Consider the following 25,686-nt stretch of genomic DNA (forward strand, 5'->3'; position numbering starts at 1 on the left):
ACCGGCCACGCCCTCCCCATACCCCCACCCTGCGGTTCCCAATTCCGAACACCAGTGCGAGAGTGCAGGACGTGACCGACCACAGCCCCGGCCCGCGACGTGCGCCGGGCGAGCTGCTGCGCCGGCTGCGGCTGCGTCACGCCACCGACCCGGTCACCCACGTGGAACGCGTCCCGGCCCGCGCCGGCGAGCCGGTCGGGTGGCCCGGCTGGGCGCCGGCGGAACTGCGGGCGGCGTTCGCGCGGCGCGGCGTCACCGCCCCGTGGCGGCACCAGGCCGAGGCCGCCGAGCTGGCGTACGCGGGACAGCACGTGGTGGTCGCCACCGGCACGGCGTCCGGCAAGTCCCTGGCGTACCAGCTTCCCGCGCTGAGCACGCTGCTCGCCGACCCGCGCGCCACGGTGCTCTACCTGGCGCCGACCAAGGCACTCGCCGCCGACCAGCTCCGCGCCGTCGCCGGTCTCGAACTCGACGGGGTACGCCCCGCCACCTACGACGGGGACACGCCGCGCGCCGAGCGGGAGTGGATCCGCCGGCACTCCCGGTTCGTGCTGACCAACCCGGACATGCTGCACCACGGCATCCTGCCCGGCCACGCCCACTGGTCCGGGTTCCTGCGCCGCCTCGCGTACGTGGTGGTCGACGAGTGCCACACCTACCGGGGTGTCTTCGGCTCACACGTCGCGCACGTGCTGCGGCGGTTGCGGCGGCAGTGCGCCCGCTTCGGGCGTCTCCCCGGTCAGGCGCTCGCGGGCTCGCGCAGCAACCCGACGTTTCTCCTGGCCTCGGCGACGTCGGGTGACCCGGCGACGGCGGCCGGGCGGCTCACCGGCCTGCCCGTCACCGCCGTCACCGAGGACACCTCGCCGCGCGGCGGCGTGACGTTCGCGCTCTGGGAGCCGCCGCTGCTGCCGCCCACCGGCCCGTCCCCGGACGACGATCTCGTCCAGATCCGCCGCTCCGCGCTGCGGGAGACCGCGGACCTGCTCGCCGACAGCGTGGCCGAGGGGGTACGCACGCTCGCGTTCGTGCGGTCCCGCCGCGGTGCCGAGGTGGTGGCCGCGAACGCCCGGCGGGCACTGGACGAGGCCGTCCCCGGGCTGGGCGACCGGGTGGCCGCCTACCGGGCCGGCTACCTGCGCGAGGAACGCCGCGAGCTGGAACGGGCGCTGCTGCACGGCGACCTGCTCGGGCTCGCCTCCACCAACGCGCTCGAACTCGGCGTCGACCTGGTCGGGCTGGACGCGGTGCTGATCTGCGGCTGGCCCGGCACCCGCGCGTCGCTGTGGCAGCAGGCCGGGCGGGCCGGGCGCTCCGGCGACGAGGCGCTCGCCGTGCTGGTGGCTCGGGACGACCCGCTCGACACCTACCTGGTGCACCACCCGGAGGCGCTGTTCGGGCGGCCGGTCGAGGCCACGGTGCTCGACCCGGCCAACCCGTACGTCCTCGCGCCGCAGCTCGCCTGCGCCGCCCACGAGTCTCCGCTCACCCCGGCCGACCTGGACCTGTTCGGGGAGGGTGCGAAGGAGGCGGTGGACTCGCTGGTCGAGGCGGGGGCGCTGCGGCAGCGGCCCACCGGCTGGTACTGGCGGCACCGGGAACGCCCCGAGGTCGACCTGCGCGGCGAGGGCGGCGCCCCGGTGTGCGTGGTGGAGGAGTCCACCGGCCGGCTGCTCGGCACCGTCGACGGCGGGTCGGCGCACTTCCTGCTGCACACCGGCGCGGTCTACCTGCACCAGGGCGTCTCGTACGTGGTCGACTCACTCGACCTGGCCGACGGGTGCGCGCTCGTGCACGCCGAGGAGCCGGACTGGTCCACCCACGCCCGCGACGTCACCTCGCTGTCGGTGGTGTCGGTCCGCTCGTACGTGGACGCCGGACCGGTCGGGCTCTTCCTCGGCGAGGTGGACGTGACCAGCCAGGTGGTGTCGTACCAGCGGCGGCGCATCGCCACCGGCGAGGTGATCGACACCCGCCCGCTGGACCTGCCGGCCCGGGAGCTGCGCACCGTCGCGGTGTGGTTCACGCTCTCCCCCGAGTCGCTCACGGCCGCCGGTGTCGAGGCGGCGGACGTGCCGGGCGCGCTGCACGCCGCCGAGCACGCCGCCATCGGCCTGCTGCCGCTGATGGCGACCTGCGACAGGTGGGACATCGGCGGGCTGTCCACCGCGCTGCATCCGGACACCGAGGCGCCCACCGTCTTCGTCTACGACGGGCATCCCGGCGGCGCGGGTTTCGCCGAGCGGGCGTACGGCACCGCCGCCGCCTGGCTGCGCGCCACCCGGGACGCGATCGCCGAGTGCGGGTGCGAGACCGGGTGCCCGTCCTGCGTCCAGTCCCCGAAGTGCGGCAACGGCAACAACCCGCTGGCCAAGGCGGAGGCGGTGAAGGTCCTCGACGTGGTGCTGGCCAACCTCGCCATGGCCGGGTACGCGGGCGGCGTCCCGTCCCCGGACGCGGATCTGGAACCCGAAGCGGGGCCCGGTGGGGCGCTGCCCCGGCAGGGCGACCGGGTGGCCCGCCCGACCCCGGCCCCCTGACCTTTTCGGCACCCTGGTGTCTGGTTGGTGGGACGGGTGCATGAGGGTAGGGCCGCCGGGGCATTGATGTATGGGAGCGCTTCCATGCATCATTTCCGGTAGCGCACAGGTGACCCGAGACCCGTCCCGCCGGAGGTGCCGCCGTGGCCGACACGATCGCCGAGACCGTCGAGCTGCTCTACACCATCGACCAGGAAAACCTCACGCCCGACCAGCAGATAGCGCTGGGCACCGCGATGGCCACGCTCGCCCAGGCGGAACGGCTCGAACAGATCAACGAGCGTCTGCGCGGCATCCACCAGGTGCTGAACAGCTGGGCGATGAAGGCCACCGTCGACGGCGGCCGCTGACCGCGCTGACCTTGCGCCTCGCCCGGTGCGCCGGCGTCGCGGTGTGTGGGTGCGATCGGGTGAGCGGTGGCCGGCCTGCTGTGCAAGACTCCGGCGACCCCTCGAAGGAGATCCCATGTCGCCCGACAACCTGCAGGCCCAGCACCGGTTCATCATCCGTCAGCGACTGCGGATGATGGTCAACCAGTACGAGGTGCACTCGGTGGCGCCCGACGGCTCCGAGGGTGGGCTGCTCGCGTTCGCGCAGCAGAAGCGGCTCGCCTTCAAGGAGCAGGTGACCATCTACACCGATGACTCCAAGCAGTACTCCCTTCTTGGCTTCAAGGCCCGTCAGCGGCTCGACCTCGGTGCCACCTACGACGTGACCGATCACGCGGGCAACCCCATCGGGCTGTTCCGCAAGGACTTCGCCCAGTCGCTGCTGCGCTCGACGTGGCACGTCGAGCAGCCCGGTCTGCCGCCCGCCACCGGGCAGGAGCGCAGCCTTCCGGTCGCGCTGCTGCGGCGGTTCGTCGACTCGCTCTCCTGGCTGCCGTACCACTTCGACTTCATGGCCGGCGGCCAGCCGGTGTTCTCGGTCGACCGGAAGTGGGGCCTGCGGGACCGGTACTCCGTGGAGATCCAGCACCCGCAGATCGACCGTCGGCTGGTGATCGCCATGGCGGTCGGCCTGGACGCCCTCCAGTCCCGCTGATCTGGCTCGGCGACGCGCATCGGCCGAGCCGGGTGCCGGTCTCGTCCCGGCTTGGCCCCGGCTCGGCTTCCGATCCCGCCCCGGCTCCTGGTCCTAGCTCGGCTTCCGGTTCTCGGCCCGGCTTTCGATCCCGGCCCGGCTTCCGGTTCTGGCTCGGCTTCCGCCGTCAGGACCGGGCCGGGCCCGCCCGGGACGTCGCGGTGGCGTCCCGGGTCAGACCCGGCAATGGTGCGACACGTACCCGCGCCGTGACGATCAGGTCCAGTCCGTCGACCCGGCAGCCGGTCATCCGGCCGCCGTTGGCGGAGACCAGGTCGGCGGCGCGAGCGCAGGCGCCGGCGGCGCCGTCGAGCACCTGTCCGGCACCGGCCAGCGCCCCGAAGTCCGCCGCGTTGCGGGCCTGATGCCGCGCGCACCGAGCCGCCCCGAGCGCGGCGCCGAACACCCCGACCAGTACGAACACCAGCCCGATCGCGAGCAGGCAGACGGTCGCGCCGCCCCGGTCGGCCTGAGGCGTACCGCCGGCTGGCTTCCTGCTCTCCCCGCTCTCCACGGGCACGCCGGCTCTCACGGCACCGGGCCCGGCGCACCGGGCTCCACGGCGGCCACCGCCTCCCCCGACACGACCAGGCGAGGCAGCCGCGCACCGAACGTCCGTACCGGCGCCCGCACCGTCGCCGTGACCCGATCACCGGTCACCGTCACGGCTACCTCGGCGCCGTCCGGGGCGTACCGGGTTCCGGCGACGGTGCCGGGCTCGCCCCGGGCCGCGGCGAGAGCCGCCTCCCGGGCCGCGTCGACACACGCGACCCGGGTGCCCACCGCGTTCACCGCGGTCAGCCCGGCGACGAGGAGCAGCATGAGCGCCGGCAGGCCGGCCGCCAACTCGGCGGTGAAGGAACCCCGCTCGCACGCGACCCGCGAGCGCCACCGGCGCCACCCCGCCCCGGCCCGGGTGCCGACGGCGGCCCGGGTCAGGCCGGGCTCGGTCGACACATCGAGCGGGACCGCTGGTTCGTGGAGCCACCGACCGCGACGGCCGGCCCGCCGGCGCGCGATCACTTCAGGGCCCGGTCGATGACGGCGGTCAGCGCGGACTGCACGTTGCCGGAGGTGAGCACCTTCAGCAGGATCCCGGCGAAGGCGACCGCGGCGAGCGTGCCCACGGCGTACTCGGCGGTGTTCATGCCGGCGTCACCCCGCAGGCGGGTGAGGAGCTTGCGCATGTCGTACGTCCCTTCTCGATGGTTCACAGCACGTCGCCGAGGACGGCGACGATCACCGGCACCAGACCGGCGAGAATGAAGGCGGGCAGGAAGCAGAGCCCGAGCGGCAGCACGATGAGCACGCCCGCGCGGCGGGCCGCCGCCTCGGCCGCGGTCGACCGCTCGGCACGCAGGTCGTCGGCGAGCCGGGTCAGCGCGCGAGCCAGTGCGGCACCGCTGTTCGACGAGCGGACCGCCGCCGCGACCGCGGGTTCGGCCCCGGTGACGCCGCCCAGGTGCGCCCACGCTTCACCGGGGCTGCCCCCGAGCCGTAGCGTCCGGCCGACCCGGCCGAGCCGGTCCGCGAGTGGCCCGCCGAGCGCCTCGGCGACGGCGAGCACCGAGCGGTCGACCGGCGCGCCCGCCCGCAGCGCGGCGGCCAGCAGATCCGCGGCCAGCGGCAGGTCGGCGGTCTCCCGCAGCCGCCGTTCCCGGGCTGCGCGCGGCTCGATCCGGCGCAGCAGACGGTCGGCGGCGACACCGGCCAGCAGCCCGAGGAACACGCCCGTCACCCCGCCGACGACCACCGCCGCCGCGATCCCGGCCAGCGTTGCGCCGAGGCGTACCCGGTCCGGGAACCACGCCGGGCGGTCCGGTCGCGGCGCCGGGACGAGACGGCGCAGCCGCCGTGCCGGGCGGGCGGCCGGACCGGCGACGACCAGGAGCGACGCGGCGCCGCCGAGACAGACGGCGGCCAGCACCTGCCGTGACATCAGGCGGCCCGCCCGGGCGTGACACCGAGCCGTTCGGCCCAGAGCAACCCGCCGACCTGCAACACGACAGCCGCCACCGCGCTGCCGGCACCCACCGGCGTGTGCAGGAGCACCGCCACCGGATCCACCCCGATGCCGTAGCCGAGACCGATCCCGCCGAGCGGCAGCGCGGCGAGCAGCCAGGCGGTCGCCCGCGCGCCGGCGGCCTGGGCGGCGGCAGCAGCGAGGCCCCGGTCGGCGGCGCGGGCGTCGGCTTCGATCCGCTCCAGCAGATCGGCCAGCGGCGCACCCGTCTGGTCGGCCAGCCTCCCGGCTGCCCGGGCCAGGCGCGCGACGCGTCCTGGACCGTCGTCGACACAGTTGTCGGCGGGCAGCCCGGCCCTCAGGTCGGCGGCCACGGCGGCGAGGCGGTCGAGATCGCGGCGGTGCGCGAGGGTGGCCACCCGGTGGGTACGCCGGCGCAGCACCGCCCGGGCCGCGAGCACACCGTAGGTGGCAAGCACCAAAGCAGCCACCGGGCCGCCGAGCAGCGCCCCCGTCACGGCGCCACACAGCGCCGCCACCGGCAGCACACGCCCGGCGGGGAGCATCGGCGCGGCAGTCGAGCGATCGGCCGATCGAGGCGAGACGGGATCCGGAGCCGTTGCCGCCGGACCGAGGCCGGCCAACTGCCGGATGCGCTGTGCCAACGCGGGAGCCGACGCCGGAGAGGGTGTCACCGGCCCGAGGCCGGTCCATCGCCGTACCTGATGCCCGGCACCCGGTCGACGCCGTTCCCGGCCTCGGCCGGGCGGCCGGGCGGACGCCTTCGGCCCGGAGTCGAGCGGACGTCGTGGCGGGTCCGGGGATTCCGGACGGGCACCCTTCACCCGCTCGACCGGGGCGCCCGCACCACCCAGGACCGCCAGTCGCCGGGCGCGACCGGCACGTACCGGCCAGGCGACGGCGACCGCCGCGGCGGCCAGGAGCAGGACCGCCGGCCAGAGGTGGCCGGTCACGACGGTTCCGCCGAGGTGGGCCACGCCGCCTGGAGGATCGGCGGCACCGGCGCTCCCCGCTCCCGCAGCAGGCCGGCGAGCAGCTGGGCCGCCGGGGCAAGACCTCGGCCGCGCGCCCAGGCCGGAACCACCGTCACCACCCGGTCGGGCCCGTCGGGCAGCAGCAGGCCGATGGAGTCCAGTACGCGTCCCTCGCCCGTACGGCGAAGCTGGAGGACGACCTGCAACGCGGCGGCTACCTGGGCGTGCAACGCGAGCCGGGGCAGGCCGCCGAGCATCCCCAGCGCCTCCAGCCGGGCCGGAACGTCGGCCGGGGCGTTCGCGTGCAGCGTTCCCGCCCCGCCGTCGTGGCCGGTGTTCAACGCGGCGAGCAGGTCGACCACCTCGGCGCCCCGGCACTCGCCCACGACCAGCCGGTCCGGCCGCATCCGCAGCGCCTGCCGGACCAGGTCGCCGAGCCCGACGGCACCGGCGCCCTCGACGTTCGCCGTCCGTGCCTGCAAGCCGATCACGTGCGGGTGCACCGGGCGCAGTTCGGCGGCGTCCTCCACCAGAACGATCCGCTCGGTGCCGGGGACCAGCCCGAGCAGCGTGTTGAGCAGTGTGGTCTTGCCGGAGCCGGTACCGCCGCTGACCAGGTACGCGAGGCGGGCCGTCACGAGGGCGGCGAGCAGCGGGGCGATCGGCCGGGGCACTGTGCCCCGCTCGACGAGTTCGTCGAGGGTGAAGGGCCGCTGCCGGAAGGTACGCAGCGACAGGTAGGGCCCGTCGGTCGCCACCGGAGGCAGCACCGCGTGCAGCCGGGTGCCGTCGGGCAACCGCGCGTCGGCGTACGGGGAGGCGTCGTCGAGCCGGCGACCGGCGGCCGCGGTGAGGCGCTGCGCCAACCGGCGTACGTCGTCGAGCGTGCCCAGCGGCACGGCGACCTGACGCAGTCCCTGCCCCCGGTCGACCCAGACCCGTACCCCGTTCACCAGGACGTCGGTGACCTGTGGGTCGGCGAGCAGCGGTGCCAGCGGACCGGCGCCGACCAGGTCGTCGTGCACCCGGTCGGCGATCCGCAGCAGCGTGGTGTCGCCGAGCACCGCCGTCGCCGGTTCGGCGCGTACCGCGGAGACGATCGCCGCGGGCGTGACCGGGGTGGCCTCGGCGGCGAACCGGTGCCGGACCCGGGCGGCCAGCTCCCCCGGATCGGCCGGCGCGGTCACGCCGCACCCGCCGCCGACGACCCGACCATCTCGTCCACGATTCGCTGGCACAGTGCGGCGAGCGGCCCCTTCCCGCTCGCGCCCGGCGCCTCGCCCCGCTCCAGTCCGCGGCACAGCCCCGGCTCGGGTCGCAGCGTGCCGGCGAGCGGCAGCCCCAGCGCCCGGGACACCTCGGCCGCGCGCAGCCTTCCGGGTGCCGGACCGCGCACGATGACCGACAGGTCGACGCAGTGCGGCGCGGCGACAGCGGCGACCCGGGCCGCCGCGGCTGCCGCCCGCAGCTCGGCCGGTACGACGAGCAGCGCGCGGTCGGCGGCCTGGAGCGCGACCACCGCCGCGTCGTCGAGGTGCCGGGGCAGGTCGAGCACGACCAGATCCCGCCCCCGCCGCCCGGCGTCGACCGTGGCGGCCATCGCCTCCGCCGGCAGGTGCCGCAGGTCGCCCCGGTCCCAGGAGAGCACCACCAGGTCGCCTCGGCTGGGCAGCGCACGGATCAGCGACGGCGGGTCGACCCGCCCGTCCGTCCCGGCCAGTTCGGGCCAGCGCAACCCGTCGAGCTGCTCCCACCCGAGCACCAGGTCGAGGCCGCCGCCGAGCGGGTCGGCGTCGACGAGCAGCGTCCGGAGCCGGGACCGGGCCGCGCTGACGGCGAGCCCACCGGCCAGCACGCTGGCTCCGGCACCGCCCCGGCCGCCGAGGACCGCCACCACCCGGCCCTGACCTGGGCCGGCCGGACCGGCCACGCACTCGGCGAACCGGTCGACCAGCCAGGGCTCGGCCGCCGGCAGCGTCGCGACGTGCTCCGCGCCGATGAGTTCGGCCAGCTCCGTACCCGGATCGAGCTCTCCGGAGCGACCGACGAGGACCGTGCGGGCGCGGCGGGGAAGGCGTGCCCGCAGGCAGGCCGCCGCCTGGTCGGCGCCGATGAGCACCAGCGGCGCGGGCGCCCACCGGGCCCGGGCGGCGGCCGGATCGGCCGCCAGCTCGACCTCGGTGCCGCCGGCCGCCGCGAGTCGCAACAGCTCGTCGAGGAGGTCGCCGTCGGAGGTGACGAGCAGGGGCAGGCGACGGTACGGCGGGAGCGGGGTACGGGGCGGCATGGCGGCCTCCATCGGTCGGACTCGGACGTGCCGGGGTGAGCCTGCCCGGCCGGGGGATGCGAGACCGGTGCCCTGTGGACAACGGAGGGCCTTGTGGACAGACCTCGGCGACCCGGTTGATCTGCTATGTGCCGGAGACGGAGGCAACGGGTGGGCAATCGGCCGCCATGACCGATTCACCGCACCCCTCGCGATCCGTCAACCGACGCTGCTCGCCGCCATCGCCGTCGGCCTCGTGTTCGTGGTGCTGGCGAGCCTCGTCAGCGTCTTCGCCACGCCGGGGCCGCGGGCTGGTGCGCTTCGAGCCGGCCCGGCAGACGCTGCGCGCGGTAATCCGCTGATCCGGTAACTCCCTTGCCGTGCCCGACCGGCGGCTGCGACGCTCCGTCGGGTGATCGACAAGCCGGACATCGACGAGCGGATACTGGCGGCCGAGGTCGCCGCCGCTTGGTCCGTGGACGTCACCGACCTGGTGTTCATGCCGGTCGGGCTCGACGGGAACGCGTGGGCGTACCGGGTCGAGACGTCCGACGGCGGGCGCTGCTTCCTGAAGGTGCGACGCGGCGACTTCACCCCGGCCGCCGTCGTGCTGCCCGGCTTCCTCCGGGCGCAGGGCCTTCGGCAGGTGGTCGCGCCGCTGGCCCTTCGCCTCGATGGCGGGGTTGCACGTCGGTTCGGGGACTATCGACTACTGCTCTACCCGTTCCACGACGGCGACAGCCTGTGGGGGCGTGGCCTCACCGACCGACAGTGGATCGAGTACGGCGATTTCCTGGGCCGGCTGCACCGGGTCACGCCGGGCGCGGACGTCGCCGCCGTCCTGCCGGCCGAAACGTACCGGTCGAGTGCGGGCGAGCGGTTGCGGACCCTCGGCGGGCGGGCCGCGACGAGCGAGGTCCTGGGCGCCTTCTGGGACCGGTACGGCGACGCGCTGCACCGGCTGGCGGAGACGGTCGACGACCTGGCGTCGCGCGTGCCGCGGGGGCGGCACGTCATCTGCCACGCCGACATCCATCCGGGCAACCTGATCGCCGACGGCGACGGCCCGCTGCACGTCGTGGACTGGGACGCGCCGATCCTCGCGCCGCGCGAGCGGGACCTGATGTTCGTCTACAGCCAGGACTTCGGAGACCACCCGATCAACGGGCGCCGGGCTGAACTCTTTCGCGAGGGCTACGGGCCGCTGGAGCCGGACCCCGTCCTGCTGAGTTACTACCGCAGCGAACGGCATCTCGACGACGTCGCCCTGTTTTTGGGCAGCATCCTCAGTCCCGAGGCCAGTGCGGAGGCTCGGGCCAACGACCTGCACTGGCTCACCCGCATCGCCGAGGCCGTCGCCGACCCCGGCTACGCGCCCTGAGGCTGGACGCGGAACGCTGACGGCGCAAAGGGACGACCCCCGTCGGGGGGAGAGTGACCTGACGTAGCAGCGAGCGTGATCGAGTGCCGTACCGCGTGGTCAGCCGTAACGGTCTTGCCGTCGAGCATGATCGAGCACTGCCACACGATACGGCGTCCGCTGACGATCCGCTGACTGCGCCGACTACGGCTGCACGCTCGGAGCTTCGTCGTTGATCAGCGGGATCGGCCACCTACAGGCTCGTGGGGCCCTTGCCGGCATCGTGCTCGTCGCCCGCGCCCCCCGTGGCGGCAGGGTTCGAATCTTCGGCGGGAACCTGCTCGCGCTCGACGAGGCTCCTCGCCTTCAGCTCGCGGTAACCAAACGCGGCGAGGCTCACAACGGCCGTCGCTCCAGCAACGATCCAGCCGGCCGCGGTGCCTTTGGCGCCCTTGGCAAAGCCGTCATCGAAGCCCTGGTGGTAACCGTTACCCCAAGCCGAGTTGCCCATGCCAGCACCCCTTCCCACTGCTCGACAATCGAGAGAGAGAGCCTAGCGACAGGCTGCCACCCGCACACTCAGGAAGACGGTTGCACACCGTCTGCGCCACCTCGGCAAACTTCGCCCTCGATGATCGTCGCTGGCCAACAATGAGCCATTTTCATCGTGACGGTGCAGGTCACGGGCGGTGCGGGAGGCCGGTGTCCATGTAGGACGAGGCTCCCGGTAAGACAGCAATCGACCAAGATCAGAGCCCCAGTGAACGTGCAGGTCATCGCCGACGCGGCCGGGCGTCTCGTCTGGGCCTCGGCCGCGCTGCCCGGCTCGACGCACGACCTGACCGCCGCCCGCACCCACGCCATCATCGACGCCCTGACCAGCGCCGACGTGATGACCTTCACGGACAAGGGCTACCAAGGCGCCAGCGGCAGCGTGCGCACCCCGTTCAAGCGGCGCCGCTTCCGGCCGAAGCTGTCACGCCGGCAAAAGGCCGTCAACCGGGCCCACGCGAAGATCCGCGCCCGCGGCGAACGCGCGATCGCCACCCTCAAGACCTGGAAAATCCTGACCAAGCTGCGCTGCTGCCCACACCGAGCGACCGCCATCGTGCAGGCCATCCTCGTCCTGCACCACCTCGAAGCCGACCGCTACCCAAGATGAAGATGGCTCACTGATCGCGGCTATCCGGACGTTCGATCAAGCCGCTGCGGACGGGTGCTCGCACAGTCAGTCATGATCAGGGCGTCTCCACAGCAGCCGCTACCTGGCCACGGAGGTCAGTCCGGCTGGGACGGCTTCTACCGGGCGTACGGCGACATCCGGCGGCTGCGCTGAAGGGCGCCGGGGGCGGTGCCGGACCGCCCCGCCCCCGGACCGATCACCGGCAGGTCCAGCGCACCGGCCGGACCTGGTCGTCAGACTCGAGCTTTCCGCCGAGCACCCGGCCGTCGTCGCTGAAACTCGTCACGCTGCCCTGCCGCTCGCCGCGCCAGCCGTCCGGCACGGGTAGCTTTATCGACCTCGTGTCGGTGATCACGCCGGGGACGCCGTCGGAGACCCACCCGGCCAGCCAGCCCCGACCGTTGCCGGTCCCGGCCCAGAGGACGCCCTTCAGGACCTCCGCCTGCCCGGTCCGCAGGTCGATCCGCACCGGGTGACTGGGAATGCCGTCCCGGGGAACCACCTTGGGGTCGCGTTCGGCGGTGCCGGTCACCCAGCCACCGGCCAACGACATGGGCAGGAACCGGTCGGCCGTCCCGCCGGGCACCCGCGGCAACGGCAGCACCTCCGGCCGGGCGGCGCCCGGACGCCACACCACCGCGCGGGCGGGCTTGTCCGGGTGCCCGTCGGACATCGCGGCCAGGATGGTGCCGTCCTCGTCGATGTCGACGGCCGTGCCCTCCCACCCCGGGCCGGGCAGTGGCAGGTCGACCGGCTGGCTCCGGTACGAGTCCCAGACCACCGGCCGTTGGATCCAGGGTTTCCCGGGAACCAGATTGCGGTAGCCGACGATCCGGCCGGCGTCGTTGACCGCCGTGGCGCCCCCGGACGTCTCCCCAGGCAGGCCGATGACCTCGCCGTTACGCACCGCCCACGCCCGCGACTCCGTGCCGGTCCCCGACGACGAGCCCACCGCCATGCCTGCCCGATTCACATCCGTCAACCTCTGCATCGAGCCCGGCAGCTCGACCTCCCGGACTCGGTCCCCCTCCCAGATCAGGAGGCCGAAATCCGTCCGGCCCTGCCCCTGCGGGGCCCGACGGCCCAGCAGCCACCGGCCGTCCGGGTCACCGCCGGTGACCGCGGCCTGTGGATCGCCCGGCACGGGCAGCAGCTCGGCCCCGCACACTCCCTGCCACGGGCCGGTCGGCTGCGGTTCGGGGGACGACATCGACGGGCGGGGGCTCGCGGCCGGCGCGGGGGCCGCTCGCCCGTCCCCACCCAGCGCGGCCGGTAGCGCGGCCATCGCCAGGACACCCAGCGCCGCCGCGCCGGCGGCCGCCACCCGGCGGTTGCGTCGCCGCCGGCGGGCCTCCCGGATCGCCCCCGGCAGGTCGATCCGGGGCGGTCCGGCCGGCTCGTCGTCCAGCCACCGCAGCCGGTCGGCGATCCGTTCGTCGTCGATCTTCATGCTCGCCGCTCCTTTCCGGTCCAGCCGGCCATCTCGCGGTTCCCGAGCAGCCGTCGCATCGCCGCCAGGCCGTGCGAGGTCTGGCTCTTCACCGTGCCGGGCGAGCAGCCCAGCGTCCGGGCCACCTCCTCCACCGGCAGGTCGTGCAGGAAACGCAGCACCAGCACCGCCCGCTGGCGGGGCGGCACCCTGGCCAGGGCGCCGCGCAGCACGGTCTGCTCCTCGACGCCGCCGTCCTCGGTCGACCGCACGTCGGGCGGCCCGCCGAACAGGTGCACCCGCCACCAGCCACGCCGCCGAATGTCCAGGAAGTGCCGGACCAGCATGGTGCGGACGTACGCGTCGAGCTTCTCGACCTCGCCGACGCGCGACCAACGCAGGTAGAGCCGGGTGGCGGTCTCCTGCACCAGGTCGTCGGCCAGGTCGCGGTCGCCGCAGAGTCCGTACGCGAGCCGCCGCAGCGCCGGCAGGCGTGCGGTGACGTACTCGACGTATTCCTGGTCCGATGCGTCTGGCATCCGGCCACCTCCCCTGGGTTCACCGTTCCAGACGGCGTCGGGCCGGAAACGGTTGTACGCGATCATGGAACAGGGCCAGAGGATGGCCGGATGGAGATCTCTGAGAGCCTGGACCGACCAGATCCCGGCGGGCCGGGCCTGACGGGCGGTGCTGCCGGACCATCTAAAGGAGTGCGTCGCCCAGTGGGACCGAAGGTGTGTCGCGCATCAGTTGTCGGATCACATGCCGCCCACCCGGCACTCGGTCAACGGCCTTCCGTTCATCACGGACAAAGGTCCGCGCGGCCGTGCACCCCGCACCATGCCGGCAGGTCGACGGACCAGACCCGCCACCCGCCACGGTCCTTGCCAGCTCCCACCGCCAAGGGTGCGCGGTGCCGGCAAGGATCTGGCCTCGTCCCACCAGACCGCGCGTACCTGCTCGATCACCGTGGCCCGGTCGTCGGGCTGGTGCTCGATCGCGCTCGGCCCCACACTCTCCAGCTTCGAAGGCTCCCGGCCGGCGCCGGTCATCTCAGCCCGGTAGTCCCGCCACTGCTGCCGCAGCTCGTCATGACGTGCGCCAGCCAGCACACGCCGTCAAGTGCAAGCCGTGCGCGGAGAAGGGCCGGCGGCTGCGCATCCAGCAGATCCGCGAGGGCTGGCACCTCGCCGACGAACCCGCCGTCCGCCCCGACAAGCCGGACGGGGACGCGCTCGCCCTGGTGCGGGCGCGGGCACATCTGGAGTTCGAACGCGAAGCCGTCCAGTACCAGCCGGTGACCCCCGACGAGCGCCGACCGGGTCCGGCTGACGTTCGCTGACGATTCGCTGACTTTCCGCCCGACGCCGCGCCCGGCCGACCCGCAGAACGCACCTTCACCTGCACCGGAAGGGGAAGCCACAAAGGGACGACCCCCGTCGGGGGGAGACGGGGGTCGTCTTGTGGTTCGGCTCCGGGGGGGTCGAGCCGAACCGACTCAGCGGTTACGGGGGGTGCAACCGCCGAGGCCCATCGGCGCCGGGTATGCGAACTCCCGTCGCGAGGACAAGCATGCCGCAGTCGACCCTTATACGTCGAGTGTTGTTCACTCCACGCAAAGCTAAATTCATCGATAGCTGCCTGTGACCGCCGTCACTCCGCCGGGTGCTCATCGGCTTTCGCGACCCCGGCGGACGCCTCGGCGCCTCCCGTCGGGCTAGACTTTCGCGCCGTGGGCCGCAGCGCCGCTTTCTTCGATCTCGACAAGACCGTCATCGCCAAGTCGAGCGCCCTGGCGTTCGGTCGGCCGTTCTACCGGGACGGGCTGATCACTCGGCGTGACGTGGTCAAGTCGGCGTACGCGCAGTTGATGTTCCGGCTGGGCGGCACCGACGAGCAGACCATGGCCCGCACCCGGGACTACCTGGCCACGCTCTGCAAGGGCTGGCCGGTGGAACAGGTCCGCCAGATCGTCGCGGAGACGCTGCACGAGCTGATCAACCCCTATGTGTACGCCGAGGCGGCCGCTCTGATCGAGGAGCACCGGGCCGCCGGGCGGGACGTCGTACTGGTCTCCGCGTCCGGCGACGAGATGGTCCGGCCGATCGGTGAGCTGCTCGGGATCACCGACGTGATCGCCACCCGGATGGGTGTGGTGGACGGCCGTTACAGCGGCGAGGTCGAGTTCTACGCGGCCGGTCCGAGCAAGGTCGAGGCGGTCAGCGAACTGGCTCTCGAGCGGGACTACGACCTGGCCGACTCGTACGCCTACTCCGACTCGTACTCCGATCGGCCGCTGCTGGAGTGCGTGGGGCATCCGACGGTGGTCAACCCGGACCGGGCGCTGCGGAAGCTGGCGGTGGAGAACGCCTGGCCGGTGCTGGAGTTCCGGCACCCGATCCCGCTGGGCCGCCGGCTGCGCGAGCGGCCGGCGGTGCCGGTCGCGGCGGCGGCGCTCGGCGTGGGCGTCGGCGTGGCCATCGGCATCGCCTGGTACGGCCGGCACCGCCGCACCCGCACCGTCGCACCCACCGCCTGACGCCCGGCACCCGTCAGGACGCGGCGAGGATCTCGTCGCCGATCAGCGTGATCTGGTCGGCGCCGACCTCCACCGCGCTCATGTAGTGCCGCAGCCAGGAGCGCAGGCCGTCGGGCGTGCCGGTGGCGAACGCGCCGGCTGCGCCCACGTACTCCGGTTCGCGCTCGCGGTGACCGACGTCCACCGCGACCAGCCCGCGGGGGTCGAACCCGGTGGAGATCAGCACCAGCCGGGCGGCGGCGCGGGCCACCACCCCGGACGGGCCCGGGAACGGGCGCAGGTTCAGCAGCTCGCCGTGTACGACGGCGGCCAGCACCAGCGGAGGCACCTTGGTGCCACCGGCGATCAGGGCGGCCAGGCCGTCGAGGCGGGCGGCCACCACCGGATCGGCGACCGGCCGGCCCAGTTCCTCCTCGGTCACCACGTCGCGGGCGGCGAGCACGTGCAGCCGGGCCATCACCTGCCGGGGGGCCTTGGGCCAGAGGTCGCTGAGCCCCGGCAGCGCCCCGGCCACCCGTAGCGCGCCCTGGAGCACCGGGTCGGTGACGGTGCCGGCGCGTACCTCCTCGCGGTCGTGGACGCGGCCCTCCAGCGCGGCGCTGGCCACTGCCGAGCGGAGGCTTACCTCGGCGGCGACCTGGCCGCCCTGGCGGCGCAGCGCGCGGTGCCGGTGGGCCTGGTCGACCCGCTCGCGGGCCTGATCGACGGCGGGGGCGACGTCGGCGAGCGCGAGCAGCGGGGCGAGCGGATCGGTGGTCACCCCGTCACGCTAGCGACAGGCGGACCTGTCCCACGTCCGGGGTTGTTAAGAAGGGGCCCTTCCTCTACCGGAGGCGTTAACAGGGGGCCCTTCCTTACACCTCGGCGCGGGGACAGGGCCGCTCGGCGCGCGGTGAGGGGCCGGGCGGTCGCGGCCGGGGTACGGCGGGACTAACCTTCCCCGGAGTAGGAGACGCAGGTCACGCGATGAAGGAGTCACCGCATGAGCGAGGCATTGGCCAACTTGCTGAACGAGACGCGCCAGTTCCCGCCGCCGGCTGAACTCGCCGCGAACGCCAACGTGACCGCCGAGGCGTACGAGGAGGCGGCCAGGGACCGGCTGGCCTTCTGGGAGCGCCAGGCCGGCCGGCTGGCCTGGGCCCAGCCGTGGGAGCAGGTGCTCGACTGGTCGAACGCCCCGTTCGCGAAGTGGTTCACCGGGGGCAAGCTCAACGTGGCGTACAACTGCCTGGACCGGCACGTCGAGGCGGGCCGTGGCGACAAGGTGGCGATCCACTGGGAGGGCGAGCCGGGCGACACCCGTACCGTCACCTACGCCGACCTGCACAAGCTCACCTGCCAGGCGGCGAACGCGCTGACCGAGCTGGGCGTGACCGCCGGCGACCGGGTGGCGATCTACCTGCCGATGATCCCGGAGGCGGCGGTGGCGATGCTCGCCTGCGCCCGGATCGGCGCCACGCACAGCGTGGTGTTCGGCGGCTTCTCCGCCGACGCGCTGACCAACCGGATCCAGGACGCCAGCGCCAAGGTGGTGATCACCGCGGACGGCGGCTTCCGCCGGGGCAAGCCGTCGGCGCTCAAGCCGACGGTGGACGAGGCGGTGGCGAACTGCCCGTCGGTGGAGCACGTGCTGGTGGTCCGGCGTACCGGTGAGGAGGTCGCCTGGTCGGGCAAGGACCACTGGTGGCACGAGACGGTGGAGACCGCGTCGCCGGAGCACGAGGCGCAGGCGTTCGACGCCGAGCACCCGCTGTTCATCCTCTACACCAGCGGCACGACCGCCCGGCCGAAGGGCATCCTGCACACCACCGGCGGCTACCTGACCCAGGCGTCGTACACCACGCACGCGGTGTTCGACCTGAAGCCGGAGACGGACGTCTACTGGTGCACCGCCGACATCGGCTGGGTGACCGGGCACTCCTACATCGTGTACGGCCCGCTCTCCAACGGCGCCACCCAGGTCATGTACGAGGGCACGCCGGACACCCCGCACAAGGGCCGGTTCTGGGAGGTCGTCGACAAGTACAAGGTGACCATCCTGTACACCGCGCCGACGCTGATCCGCACCATGATGAAGTGGGGCGAGGACATCCCGGCCGGGTACGACCTGTCGTCGCTGCGCCTGCTCGGCAGCGTCGGTGAGCCGATCAACCCGGAGGCGTGGATCTGGTACCGGCAGCACGTCGGCCGCGGCGAGCTGCCGGTGGTGGACACCTGGTGGCAGACCGAGACCGGCGCCATCATGATCTCGCCGCTGCCCGGCGTGACCGAGGCGAAGCCCGGCTCGGCGATGAGCCCGCTGCCCGGCATCGTCGCCGACGTGGTCGACGACCAGGGCCAGTCGGTGCCGAACGGCGGCGGCGGATACCTCGTGCTGAAGGAGCCGTGGCCGTCGATGCTGCGGACCATCTGGGGCGACGACAACCGGTTCCTGGAGACGTACTGGTCCCGGTTCGGCGCTGGCGCGAACACCGGCGACGAGTGGGTCTACTTCGCCGGTGACGGCGCGAAGAAGGACGACGACGGGCACATCTGGCTGCTCGGCCGGGTGGACGACGTGATGCTGGTGTCCGGCCACAACATCTCCACCACGGAGGTGGAGTCGGCGCTGGTGAGCCACCCGTCGGTGGCGGAGGCGGCGGTGGTCGGCGCGACCGACCCGACCACCGGCCAGGCGATCGTCGCGTTCGCCATCCCGCGCGGCAGCGCGGAGATCTCGGGTGACGCGGGCGAGCAGCTCATCACCGAGCTGCGTAACCACGTGGCGAAGACGCTCGGCCCGATCGCCAAGCCGCGGCAGATCATGCTGGTGCCGGAGCTGCCGAAGACCCGCTCCGGGAAGATCATGCGCCGGCTGCTGCGGGACGTGGCGGAGAACCGGTCGCTCGGCGACGTGACCACGCTCCAGGACTCCTCGGTGATGGAGTTGATCTCGTCGGGGATGAGCGGCGGGAAGTCCGACGAGGACTGACGACGACGTACGACGAAGGGGCGGGCCGCCGGGCGGTCCGCCCCTTCGTCGCGTCCGGGATCCGTGCCGGTCGATCGGGGGATCCGGGACTGACCTGATCGGCCAGAGGGCCTGATCAACTCTGTCGATGTCGCTGTTCGTCGGTTACGTTCAGCCGACCGGCGAATTTCGACGAGCGTCACTGAGACGGCCGGTCCCTCACCATTCCCTACGAACGGAGTGGCATGCTCCCCATGTCGCAGCACAGGGCACGGCGACGCTTACTCGTCGCACTGCCCGCCATCGCGCTCGCGGCCACGTCGCTGACCGTGACGGGCAGCGCGGCGGCTCAGCCGGCCCGGTCCGCACCGGTCACGATCGGGGCGGACGAGCACTACATCAACTACGCCGAGCCCGAGGTCCAGCCGGACACCGGCGGCAAGGAGGTCAAGGGCCGCGACGGCATCTTCTCCTCGCCGGCGGACGAGGCCCGCGCCTACGACCGCAAGTACGCCGGGGGCAACCCGATCGCGGCCCGCGAGCTGGCCAAGCTGGAGGCCAAGTCCATCCGGAGCGGCCAGAGCCCTCGGAAGATCAAGAAGGCCAAGAGTACGCAGACCGCCAAGCTGCTGACGCTGCTCGTCGAGTTCAACGACAAGGCCAACGACGACTTCACCGATGTGATGGTCCCGAAGACGGTGTTCGAGGACCGCACCTGCGTTCCCGGCACCGTGCAGAACGGGCCGCGGCACAACACGATCCCGAACCCGGCCACGCTGCCGCACAAGGACAACAACTCGATGTGGGTGCCGGACTTCTCCCCGGCCCACTACGACAAGATGCTGTACAGCAAGAAGGGCATCACCGAGCGGGTCCGCAAGGACCTGAAGGGGCCGGACGGCAAGCCGGGCATCAGCCTCGCCGGGCGGACCATGCACAACATGTACCTGGAGATGTCCAAGGGCGCGTACACCGTGGACGGGCAGGCCACCCCGTGGATCACGGTGCCGCACTCGGAGGGCTGGTACGCCGCCTCGCGCTGCTTCCAGGACGAGAACGGCAACTGGGTCGCCGGGCGTGAGCAGTCGATGAACGGCCACCCGGACAACCCGCAGGGCGCCGGCCGCCTCGCCACCGACGCGATCGACGCGCTGGCCGCGGCCGACCCGGACTTCCCCTGGGCCGACTACGACATCGAGGACCAGAGCGACCGCGACGGCGACGGCAACTACCACGAGCCGGACGGCGTGATCGACCACCTGGTGCTGGTGCACGCCAACCAGGGCAAGTCCCGCGGTGGCGGCGACGTCGGCATCTACGCGGTCTGGGCGCACTCCTCGACCGTGGCCGGTGGCTACACGATCCCGGGCACCGACCTGAAGGTGTCGAACTACATCGTGCAGCCGGAGGACGCCGGCGTCGGCGTCTTCGCCCACGAGTTCGGGCACGACCTGGGCCTGCCGGACCTCTACGACACCTCCGGCAACGCCGACTCCGACGTGGACTTCTGGGATCTGATGGCGTCCGGCTCGCACTCCGGCGAGATCTTCCAGGCGCTGCCCACCCACATGGGCCTCTGGGACAAGTGGGTGCTGGGCTGGGCCGAGCCGAAGACGTTCGGGCCGGGTGACCGGTCCAAGCTGGTCAAGCTCGGGCAGACCTCGCGTACGCCGGTCGGCACCGAGGACGGCATCAAGATCGACATGCCGGACAAGGTGATCTCGCTGGCCACGCCGCACAGCGGCGGCAACATGTGGTACTCCGGCGCCGACCAGAACTGGGCCGACGTCAAGCTCAGCCGCACGGTGTCCGTCCCGAACGCCGCCGACGCGAAGTTCTGGATGTGGAACAACTACGTCATCGAGGCGGACTGGGACTACGGCTTCGTCGAGGTCTCCACCGACGGCGGCGCCACCTGGAGCGAGCAGAAGGTGTACGCCGAGGGCGGCGCGCTGGTCTCCACCAACGACGGCTACGCCGACCCGAACGGCCGCATGGTCGACTTCGGCAACAAGAAGTACGGCCTGACCGGCAGCACGAACGGCTGGCGGCACGACTACGTCGACCTGTCGTCGTACGCCGGGCAGACCGTGCAGGTGCGGCTGCGCTACGCCACCGACGAGGCGTTCGTGGAGCGCGGCTGGTTCGCCGACGACTTCTCGGTGACCGGCGGCGGCGCCACCACCTGGAGCGACGACGTGGAGAGCGGCGCGGCGGGCTGGACCCAGACCGGCGGCACCTTCACCGACACCAGCGGCGCGGGTTGGTACATCGACTCGGGCACCCAGGTGAAGTCGCACTACTACCTGGCCGAGTGGCGTAACTTCGACGGCTTCGACAAGGGGCTGAAGTACGCCTACGACACCGTGTACTCGCACGAGGCGTGGAAGGTCGACCGGATCGCGTACAACGCGCCGGGAATGCTGGTCTGGTACCGGGACACCCAGCTCGGCGACGTCAACCACGTCACCGGGCAGATGACCGCGCTGCCCAGCTACGGCGCCAAGGGCGGTCTGCTGATCGTCGACTCGCACAACGACCCGCTGCGCCGCAAGGGCGTCGCGGCCGAGAAGGACCCGTCGGTGCTGAAGAACCTGCCCAGCCGGCCGCAGTCCTCCAACGCCGCGTTCGGCCTGAAGCCGACGTACCCGTTCAAGGAGTGCCTGGAGGCGGCGGACGAGCCGTACAGCGAGTACTGCACGAAGTTCGGCCCGCAGGCTCCGGTGCGTGGGTTCACCGACGCCAAGGGCTGGTACCCGGGCATCGAGATCCGCGACGGCGCCGCGTACGCGCGGGACAACGACGCCTCGGTGGTCATCCCGTCGCGGGGCAACCAGCAGTACACGACCCGGGTGGTGAACCCGGACGGCACGCCGGCGACTGACTACTACGGTTCGACGCTGGGTGGCGGGGCGATCGTGCTCGGCACCGGCAACCCGGGTGACGCGGGCGTCCAGTACGGCGTCTCGATCATCATCAAGCGGGCCGCCAAGGACAACTCGTACGCCACGGTGTACGTGGTTCCGCCGCGGAGCTGATCCGCACGTTCAAACCGGAACCGGAATGACCGGAAAATGAGCTGAAGAGGCTCGATGGGGGAAGGGTCGGGAGCGCGAGCGTTCCCGGCCCTTCCGCGTAGCCGCTTAATCCATGACTGCCACTGCACTGCATGATCTATGCATCGCCACTGGTCAACGGCTCGGTGACGGACCGACGTGTGACGGTGAAAAGCATCCCCAACAAAAAGTTGCTACAAATCGACGCACACATCTTCCCACCAGTCGCAGCAGTGTCTATGTTCACCATTGGTCCCACTAGTGGGACGTTCCACCGGCCCGTACCCCCAGTTGGGCCGGTTCCCTCACACCGGAGGTACCACGTGCGCAAAGTCGCAGTGGGTCTGCTCGGGCTTTCGCTGACCGCGACGGGGCTGGTGGCAGGCACGTCCGCCAGCGCCGCGCCGACGCCGAAGTTGGCGGCCGCCGCCCCGTCGGTGGCCGAGCCTGCGCAGGCTGAGCACGACCTGCCCAACCCGCTCGAGGAGAAGCGGCGCGCGCTGCGCCAGGAGGGCCTCAGCGAGGTCCTGTCCGGCAGGGCGAAGGCCCAGAAGATCAACGGCAGCACGGTCGTCAAGGTCGGCGAGCAGGCTGCCGAAGGTGCCGCGGCGGGCAGGTCCGCCAAGAGCACCAAGGCCGGCAAGGGTCCGACCAAGGACCAGTACGTCGAACTCTCCCGCGAGCGGACCGACAAGATCTTCGTCATCCTCGCGGAGTTCGGCGACGAGCGGCACCCGAACTACCCGGACCAGGACACCGACCCGGACACCCCGGGCCCGTCCCGGTTCGACGGTCCGCTCCGCAACCAGATCCCCCAGCCCAACCGGGCGGTGGACAACTCCACCGTGTGGCAGGCCGACTACAGCGCCGACTACTTCCGGAAGCTGTACTTCGGCACCGCACCCGGTGACGAGTCGGTGAAGCAGTACTACGAGGCCCAGTCCTCGGGTCGGTACAGCGTCGACGGCGAGGTCACCAACTGGGTCAAGGTGCAGTACAACGAGGCCCGCTACGGCCGTTCCGACGGCTACCCGTGCGCCTCGAACGTCTGCACCAACACCTGGGCGCTGGTCCGCGACGCCGCCAACCAGTGGGTCGCCGACCAGAAGGCGCAGGGCCGCTCCGACGCGGAGATCGCCGCGGACGTCAAGGCGATGGACGAGTGGGACCGGTACGACTTCGACGCCGACGGCAACTTCAACGAGCCGGACGGCTACATCGACCACTTCCAGATCGTCCACGCCGGCGGCGACCAGGCCGACGGTGACCCGTACCAGGGTGAGGACGCCATCTGGAGCCACCGGTGGTACGCCTTCGCCAGCGACCAGGGCAACACCGGCCCGGAGAACTTCCCGGCCGGCGGTACCCAGATCGGCAACACCGGCGTCTGGATCGGTGACTACACGATCCAGCCGGAGAACGGTGGCCGGAGCGTCTTCTACCACGAGTACGGCCACGACCTCGGTCTGCCGGACGACTACAACGTGGTCAGCGGTGGGGACAACAACAACGAGCACTGGACCCTGATGGCCCAGAGCCGGCTCGGCGCCAAGAACGACGGCGGCATCGGCGAGCGCGGTGGCGACCTCGGCGCCTGGAACAAGCTCCAGCTCGGCTGGCTCGACTACGAGGTCATCGTGGCCGGCCAGAAGCGCACCCTGGAGCTGGGCCCGCAGGAGTACAACTCCAGCAAGGCCCAGGCCGCCGTGGTGGTGCTGCCGCAGCGGGAGTACACGTTCCAGAACGGCAAGCCGTTCGAGGGTACGAAGCAGTTCTTCTCGGGCAACGAGGACGACCTGAACAACACGATGACGCGCACTGTCGACCTCACCGGGAAGACCAGCGCCGCGCTGTCGATGAAGGGTCGCTACAGCATCGAGGCGGACTACGACTACCTGTTCTTCGAGGCGTCCACCGACGGTGGCCAGACCTGGACCTCGCTGCCCGGTACGGCCAACGGCACCCCGCTGAAGGAGATCTCCCCCGGGCGCTACGCCCTGGACGGCTCCAGCAACGACCAGTGGGTCGACGTCAACATCCCGATGGACGCGGTCGCCGGCAACGTCGTGCAGTTCCGGCTCCGCTACCAGACGGACGGCGGTGTCTCCGAGGGCGGCTTCTACGGTGACGCGATCACCGTGACCGCCGACGGCCAGACGGTGCTCACCGACGGCGCCGAGGCCGGCGCGAACGGCTGGACCCTCAGCGGCTTCAGCATCGTCGAGGAGACCTACACCCGTAAGTTCGACAACTACTACATCGCAGGCCACCGGTCGTACGTGTCGTACGACAAGTACCTCAAGACCGGCCCGTACTTCTTCGGCTACGCGAACACCCGCCCGGACTACGTGGACCACTACGCGTACCAGGAGGGTCTGCTGATCTCCTACTGGAACCTCCGGTTCGCGGACAACGACACGTTCGCGCACCCGGGTGAGGGTCGGAACATGATCATCGACGCGCACCCGCGGCCGATCTACAACCTGACCGGCAACCCCTGGCGGGCCCGCGTCCAGGTCTACGACGCGCCGTTCAGCCTGAAGAAGGCCGACTCGTTCACGCTGCACATCAACAGCCAGCCGCAGTACATCCGCGGCCAGGCGGCGCAGCCGCTGTTCGACGACACCAAGCAGTACTGGTACCCGGAGCTGCCGAACCACGGCGTCAAGCTCCCGGCCACCGGCACCAAGATCAAGGTTCTGGAGCAGAACGGCACCTCGCTGAAGGTCCGCTTCTCCTGATCCACGGATCGACGCACCACGCGATGCCCGGGCGGTGAACCGCCCGGGCATCGCCCTTTCCGGGGAACCCGGCGTACCCCGGCCGCGTCCCATCCGGGTGACGCCCCGCACCACGCTGCCGGCCGACCTCGCGATGGCGCTGCCCGCCGGCGCGGGCTGCGGCCGAGACGGAGGATCCGTGCCCGACGACCACCAGCAGCCGGCCGCGAGCGGCGCGGCCGCGCCCGCCGATCGCCCCACGCCGCTGTCCGCCACCGACCTGCCGACGCTCCGGCGGCCTGCCGGGCCGCCGAAGAGGCCCACCGACAACCGGCCGGCCGGCGTCGTCGCCGGCTGGATCACCCGGGGCGGGTCCGGGCCGTGCTACGGGCTGATGGACGAGAACGGCACGGAGTACGCGGTGTACGGCCCGAACGCCGGTGAGCTGCGCAAGGGCGACCTGGTCACGCTGCGGCTCACCGCGCGGGACCGCTCCGTCGACTGCGGACCCGGCATCCCGATGCGGATCATCGAGGAGTGACACGCGGTAGCGGCGCACTCACGCGAACGCGGAGCCGGGATGCGCGTTCCGGGTGACCGCCCGGAGAAATCCCTGATCCTCGTCACCTGCGGGGCCGGTGGGTGACGCGCGGCCCTAGGCTGTGCCCCATGACCGACCAGCGCGGCGGACCCGTCGACGAGTCCTGCGTCCTGCCCGAAGGGCCGTGGACGCACCGGTTCGTCGGCGCCAACGGCAGCCGGTTCCACGTCGTCGAGGCGGGCACCGGCCCGATGGTGCTCTTCCTGCACGGCTTCCCCGAATACTGGTACGCCTGGCACGAGATGCTGCCGGCGGTCGCCGACGCGGGCTTCCGCGCGGTCGCGGTCGACCTGCGCGGTTACGGCGCGAGCGACAAGCCACCCCGGGGGTACGACGGCTACACGCTCGCCGCCGACGTCGCCGGCCTGATCCGGGCGCTCGGTGAGCGGTCGGCCACCGTCGTCGGCACCGGCGCGGGCGGGCTCATCGGCTGGACCGCCGCCTCCTTCCACCCGACCCTGGTCCGGCGGCTCGTGGTGCTCGGCGCGCCGCACCCGCTGCGACTGCGGGCGGCCATCTTCGCCGACCCGCGCGGCCAGTTCACCTCGGCCACCGCGACGCTGAAGTTCCAGCTCCCCCGCTACGAGCACGTCCTGGCCCGGGACGACGCCGCCGAGGTGGAGGAGATCCTGCGCCGGTGGGGCGGCCCGCGCTGGGTGTCCAGCCCCGGCTTCGCCGACTACGCGCACTGCTGCCGGGTGGCGATGCAGATCCCGCAGGCCGCGTTCTGCGCGATGGAGGGCTACCGCTGGGCGTTCCGCTCGGTGCTGCGGCTGCACGGCTACCGCTTCGTGAAGCTGATGCAGAAGCCGCTGGTCACGCCGACCCTGCAACTGCACGGCGCGCTCGACCGGGCCTCGCTCCCCCGTACCGCCCAGGGCTCCGGCCGCTACGTCACCGCCCCGTACGAGTGGCGGCTGCTCGACGACGTGGGCCACTTCCCGCACGTGGAGGCCCGGGACGTGGTGCTCGGCGAGATCCTGCGCTGGGCGAAGTCCTGA

At 72.4% G+C, this 25,686-nt stretch carries 22 protein-coding genes and 1 pseudogene; 12 read left to right on the forward strand and 11 right to left on the reverse strand.

Annotated features, from left to right (window positions below):
* Positions 1–71: 71 nt before the first annotated feature.
* The 3 genes from ABIH81_RS05960 (at position 72) to ABIH81_RS05970 (ending at position 3,584) form a co-directional block, all read left to right on the forward strand.
* Positions 72–2,540 carry a DEAD/DEAH box helicase gene (locus tag ABIH81_RS05960; RefSeq protein ID WP_349879393.1) on the forward strand — a complete coding sequence of 823 codons (2,469 nt, stop codon included), beginning with the start codon at positions 72–74 and terminating at the stop codon, positions 2,538–2,540.
* Positions 2,541–2,683: 143 nt separating this feature from the next.
* Entirely contained in the window at positions 2,684–2,890 is a 207-nt protein-coding gene (locus tag ABIH81_RS05965) for a hypothetical protein (protein ID WP_013283647.1), read from the forward strand.
* 115 nt (positions 2,891–3,005) lie between these two features.
* Positions 3,006–3,584 carry a hypothetical protein gene (locus ABIH81_RS05970; protein WP_349879394.1) on the forward strand — a complete coding sequence of 193 codons (579 nt, stop codon included), beginning with the start codon at positions 3,006–3,008 and terminating at the stop codon, positions 3,582–3,584.
* A 166-nt stretch (positions 3,585–3,750) separates the two neighbouring features.
* On the opposite strand, the gene ABIH81_RS05975 is transcribed toward ABIH81_RS05970, so the two are convergent.
* From ABIH81_RS05975 to ssd, 7 genes are all read right to left on the reverse strand, one after another.
* On the reverse strand, positions 3,751–4,143 hold the full coding sequence (locus tag ABIH81_RS05975) for an Rv3654c family TadE-like protein (protein WP_349879395.1): 393 nt from the start codon (positions 4,141–4,143) through the stop codon (positions 3,751–3,753).
* 8 nt (positions 4,144–4,151) lie between these two features.
* On the reverse strand, positions 4,152–4,580 hold the full coding sequence (locus tag ABIH81_RS05980; RefSeq protein ID WP_349879396.1) for a TadE family type IV pilus minor pilin: 429 nt from the start codon (positions 4,578–4,580) through the stop codon (positions 4,152–4,154).
* A 62-nt stretch (positions 4,581–4,642) separates the two neighbouring features.
* Positions 4,643–4,810, reverse strand: a complete 168-nt coding sequence (locus tag ABIH81_RS05985; protein ID WP_013283643.1) for a DUF4244 domain-containing protein — start codon at positions 4,808–4,810, stop codon at positions 4,643–4,645.
* A gap of 23 nt (positions 4,811–4,833) precedes the next feature.
* Positions 4,834–5,562 carry a type II secretion system F family protein gene (locus ABIH81_RS05990; RefSeq protein ID WP_349879397.1) on the reverse strand — a complete coding sequence of 243 codons (729 nt, stop codon included), beginning with the start codon at positions 5,560–5,562 and terminating at the stop codon, positions 4,834–4,836.
* Positions 5,562–6,560: a hypothetical protein gene (locus ABIH81_RS05995; RefSeq protein WP_349879398.1), complete on the reverse strand. Its 999-nt coding sequence runs from the start codon at positions 6,558–6,560 to the stop codon at positions 5,562–5,564. Before ABIH81_RS05995 ends, ABIH81_RS05990 begins: the two co-directional genes overlap by 1 nt.
* Positions 6,557–7,768: a TadA family conjugal transfer-associated ATPase gene (locus ABIH81_RS06000; RefSeq protein WP_349879399.1), complete on the reverse strand. Its 1,212-nt coding sequence runs from the start codon at positions 7,766–7,768 to the stop codon at positions 6,557–6,559. The genes ABIH81_RS05995 and ABIH81_RS06000 overlap by 4 nt, the downstream gene beginning before the upstream one ends.
* Complete coding sequence (ssd, locus tag ABIH81_RS06005; RefSeq protein ID WP_349879400.1) at positions 7,765–8,868, reverse strand: septum site-determining protein Ssd; 1,104 nt, start codon at positions 8,866–8,868, stop codon at positions 7,765–7,767. The genes ABIH81_RS06000 and ssd overlap by 4 nt, the downstream gene beginning before the upstream one ends.
* Positions 8,869–9,259: 391 nt before the next feature.
* On the opposite strand from ssd, the gene ABIH81_RS06010 reads away from it, so the two are divergent.
* The gene (locus ABIH81_RS06010) at positions 9,260–10,228 is read left to right on the forward strand and encodes a phosphotransferase (RefSeq protein ID WP_349879401.1); all 969 of its coding nucleotides are present in this window, start codon (positions 9,260–9,262) and stop codon (positions 10,226–10,228) included.
* Positions 10,229–10,460: 232 nt separating this feature from the next.
* Here the strand turns inward: ABIH81_RS06010 and ABIH81_RS06015 are convergent, their stop codons facing one another.
* On the reverse strand, positions 10,461–10,718 hold the full coding sequence (locus tag ABIH81_RS06015; RefSeq protein WP_349879402.1) for a hypothetical protein: 258 nt from the start codon (positions 10,716–10,718) through the stop codon (positions 10,461–10,463).
* A 249-nt stretch (positions 10,719–10,967) separates the two neighbouring features.
* On the opposite strand from ABIH81_RS06015, the pseudogene ABIH81_RS06020 reads away from it, so the two are divergent.
* Positions 10,968–11,369, forward strand: a pseudogene (locus ABIH81_RS06020) (transposase family protein); the annotation flags it as partial.
* A gap of 217 nt (positions 11,370–11,586) precedes the next feature.
* Here ABIH81_RS06020 and ABIH81_RS06025 read toward each other — a convergent pair.
* Both ABIH81_RS06025 and ABIH81_RS06030 read right to left on the reverse strand, forming a co-directional pair.
* Positions 11,587–12,840 carry a hypothetical protein gene (locus ABIH81_RS06025; protein WP_349879403.1) on the reverse strand — a complete coding sequence of 418 codons (1,254 nt, stop codon included), beginning with the start codon at positions 12,838–12,840 and terminating at the stop codon, positions 11,587–11,589.
* Entirely contained in the window at positions 12,837–13,358 is a 522-nt protein-coding gene (locus tag ABIH81_RS06030; RefSeq protein ID WP_349879404.1) for a SigE family RNA polymerase sigma factor, read from the reverse strand. The genes ABIH81_RS06025 and ABIH81_RS06030 overlap by 4 nt, the downstream gene beginning before the upstream one ends.
* A gap of 557 nt (positions 13,359–13,915) precedes the next feature.
* On the opposite strand from ABIH81_RS06030, the gene ABIH81_RS06035 reads away from it, so the two are divergent.
* Both ABIH81_RS06035 and ABIH81_RS06040 read left to right on the forward strand, forming a co-directional pair.
* Complete coding sequence (locus tag ABIH81_RS06035; protein ID WP_349879405.1) at positions 13,916–14,161, forward strand: hypothetical protein; 246 nt, start codon at positions 13,916–13,918, stop codon at positions 14,159–14,161.
* A gap of 390 nt (positions 14,162–14,551) precedes the next feature.
* Positions 14,552–15,358 (forward strand): HAD-IB family hydrolase, encoded by an 807-nt coding sequence (locus ABIH81_RS06040; protein ID WP_349879406.1) that lies wholly within the window; start codon positions 14,552–14,554, stop codon positions 15,356–15,358.
* Between the two features lie 13 nt (positions 15,359–15,371).
* On the opposite strand, the gene ABIH81_RS06045 is transcribed toward ABIH81_RS06040, so the two are convergent.
* Entirely contained in the window at positions 15,372–16,118 is a 747-nt protein-coding gene (locus ABIH81_RS06045; protein WP_349879407.1) for an oxidoreductase, read from the reverse strand.
* Positions 16,119–16,340: 222 nt separating this feature from the next.
* Here ABIH81_RS06045 and acs point away from each other — a divergent pair, with 222 nt between their 5' ends.
* The 5 genes from acs to ABIH81_RS06070 all read left to right on the forward strand — a co-directional run bounded on the left by acs (position 16,341) and on the right by ABIH81_RS06070 (position 25,686).
* Entirely contained in the window at positions 16,341–18,329 is a 1,989-nt protein-coding gene (gene acs, locus ABIH81_RS06050; RefSeq protein ID WP_349879408.1) for an acetate--CoA ligase, read from the forward strand.
* Positions 18,330–18,562: 233 nt separating this feature from the next.
* Positions 18,563–21,346: an immune inhibitor A domain-containing protein gene (locus ABIH81_RS06055; protein ID WP_349879409.1), complete on the forward strand. Its 2,784-nt coding sequence runs from the start codon at positions 18,563–18,565 to the stop codon at positions 21,344–21,346.
* A 356-nt stretch (positions 21,347–21,702) separates the two neighbouring features.
* Entirely contained in the window at positions 21,703–24,105 is a 2,403-nt protein-coding gene (locus ABIH81_RS06060) for an immune inhibitor A domain-containing protein (RefSeq protein ID WP_349881020.1), read from the forward strand.
* 97 nt (positions 24,106–24,202) lie between these two features.
* Positions 24,203–24,625 carry a hypothetical protein gene (locus tag ABIH81_RS06065; RefSeq protein WP_349879410.1) on the forward strand — a complete coding sequence of 141 codons (423 nt, stop codon included), beginning with the start codon at positions 24,203–24,205 and terminating at the stop codon, positions 24,623–24,625.
* A 128-nt stretch (positions 24,626–24,753) separates the two neighbouring features.
* Positions 24,754–25,686: an alpha/beta hydrolase gene (locus ABIH81_RS06070; RefSeq protein ID WP_349879411.1), complete on the forward strand. Its 933-nt coding sequence runs from the start codon at positions 24,754–24,756 to the stop codon at positions 25,684–25,686.

Origin of the sequence: Micromonospora sp. HUAS YX12, from assembly GCF_040215685.1 — a bacterium.
Classification (GTDB): Bacteria; Actinomycetota; Actinomycetes; order Mycobacteriales; family Micromonosporaceae; genus Micromonospora; species Micromonospora tulbaghiae.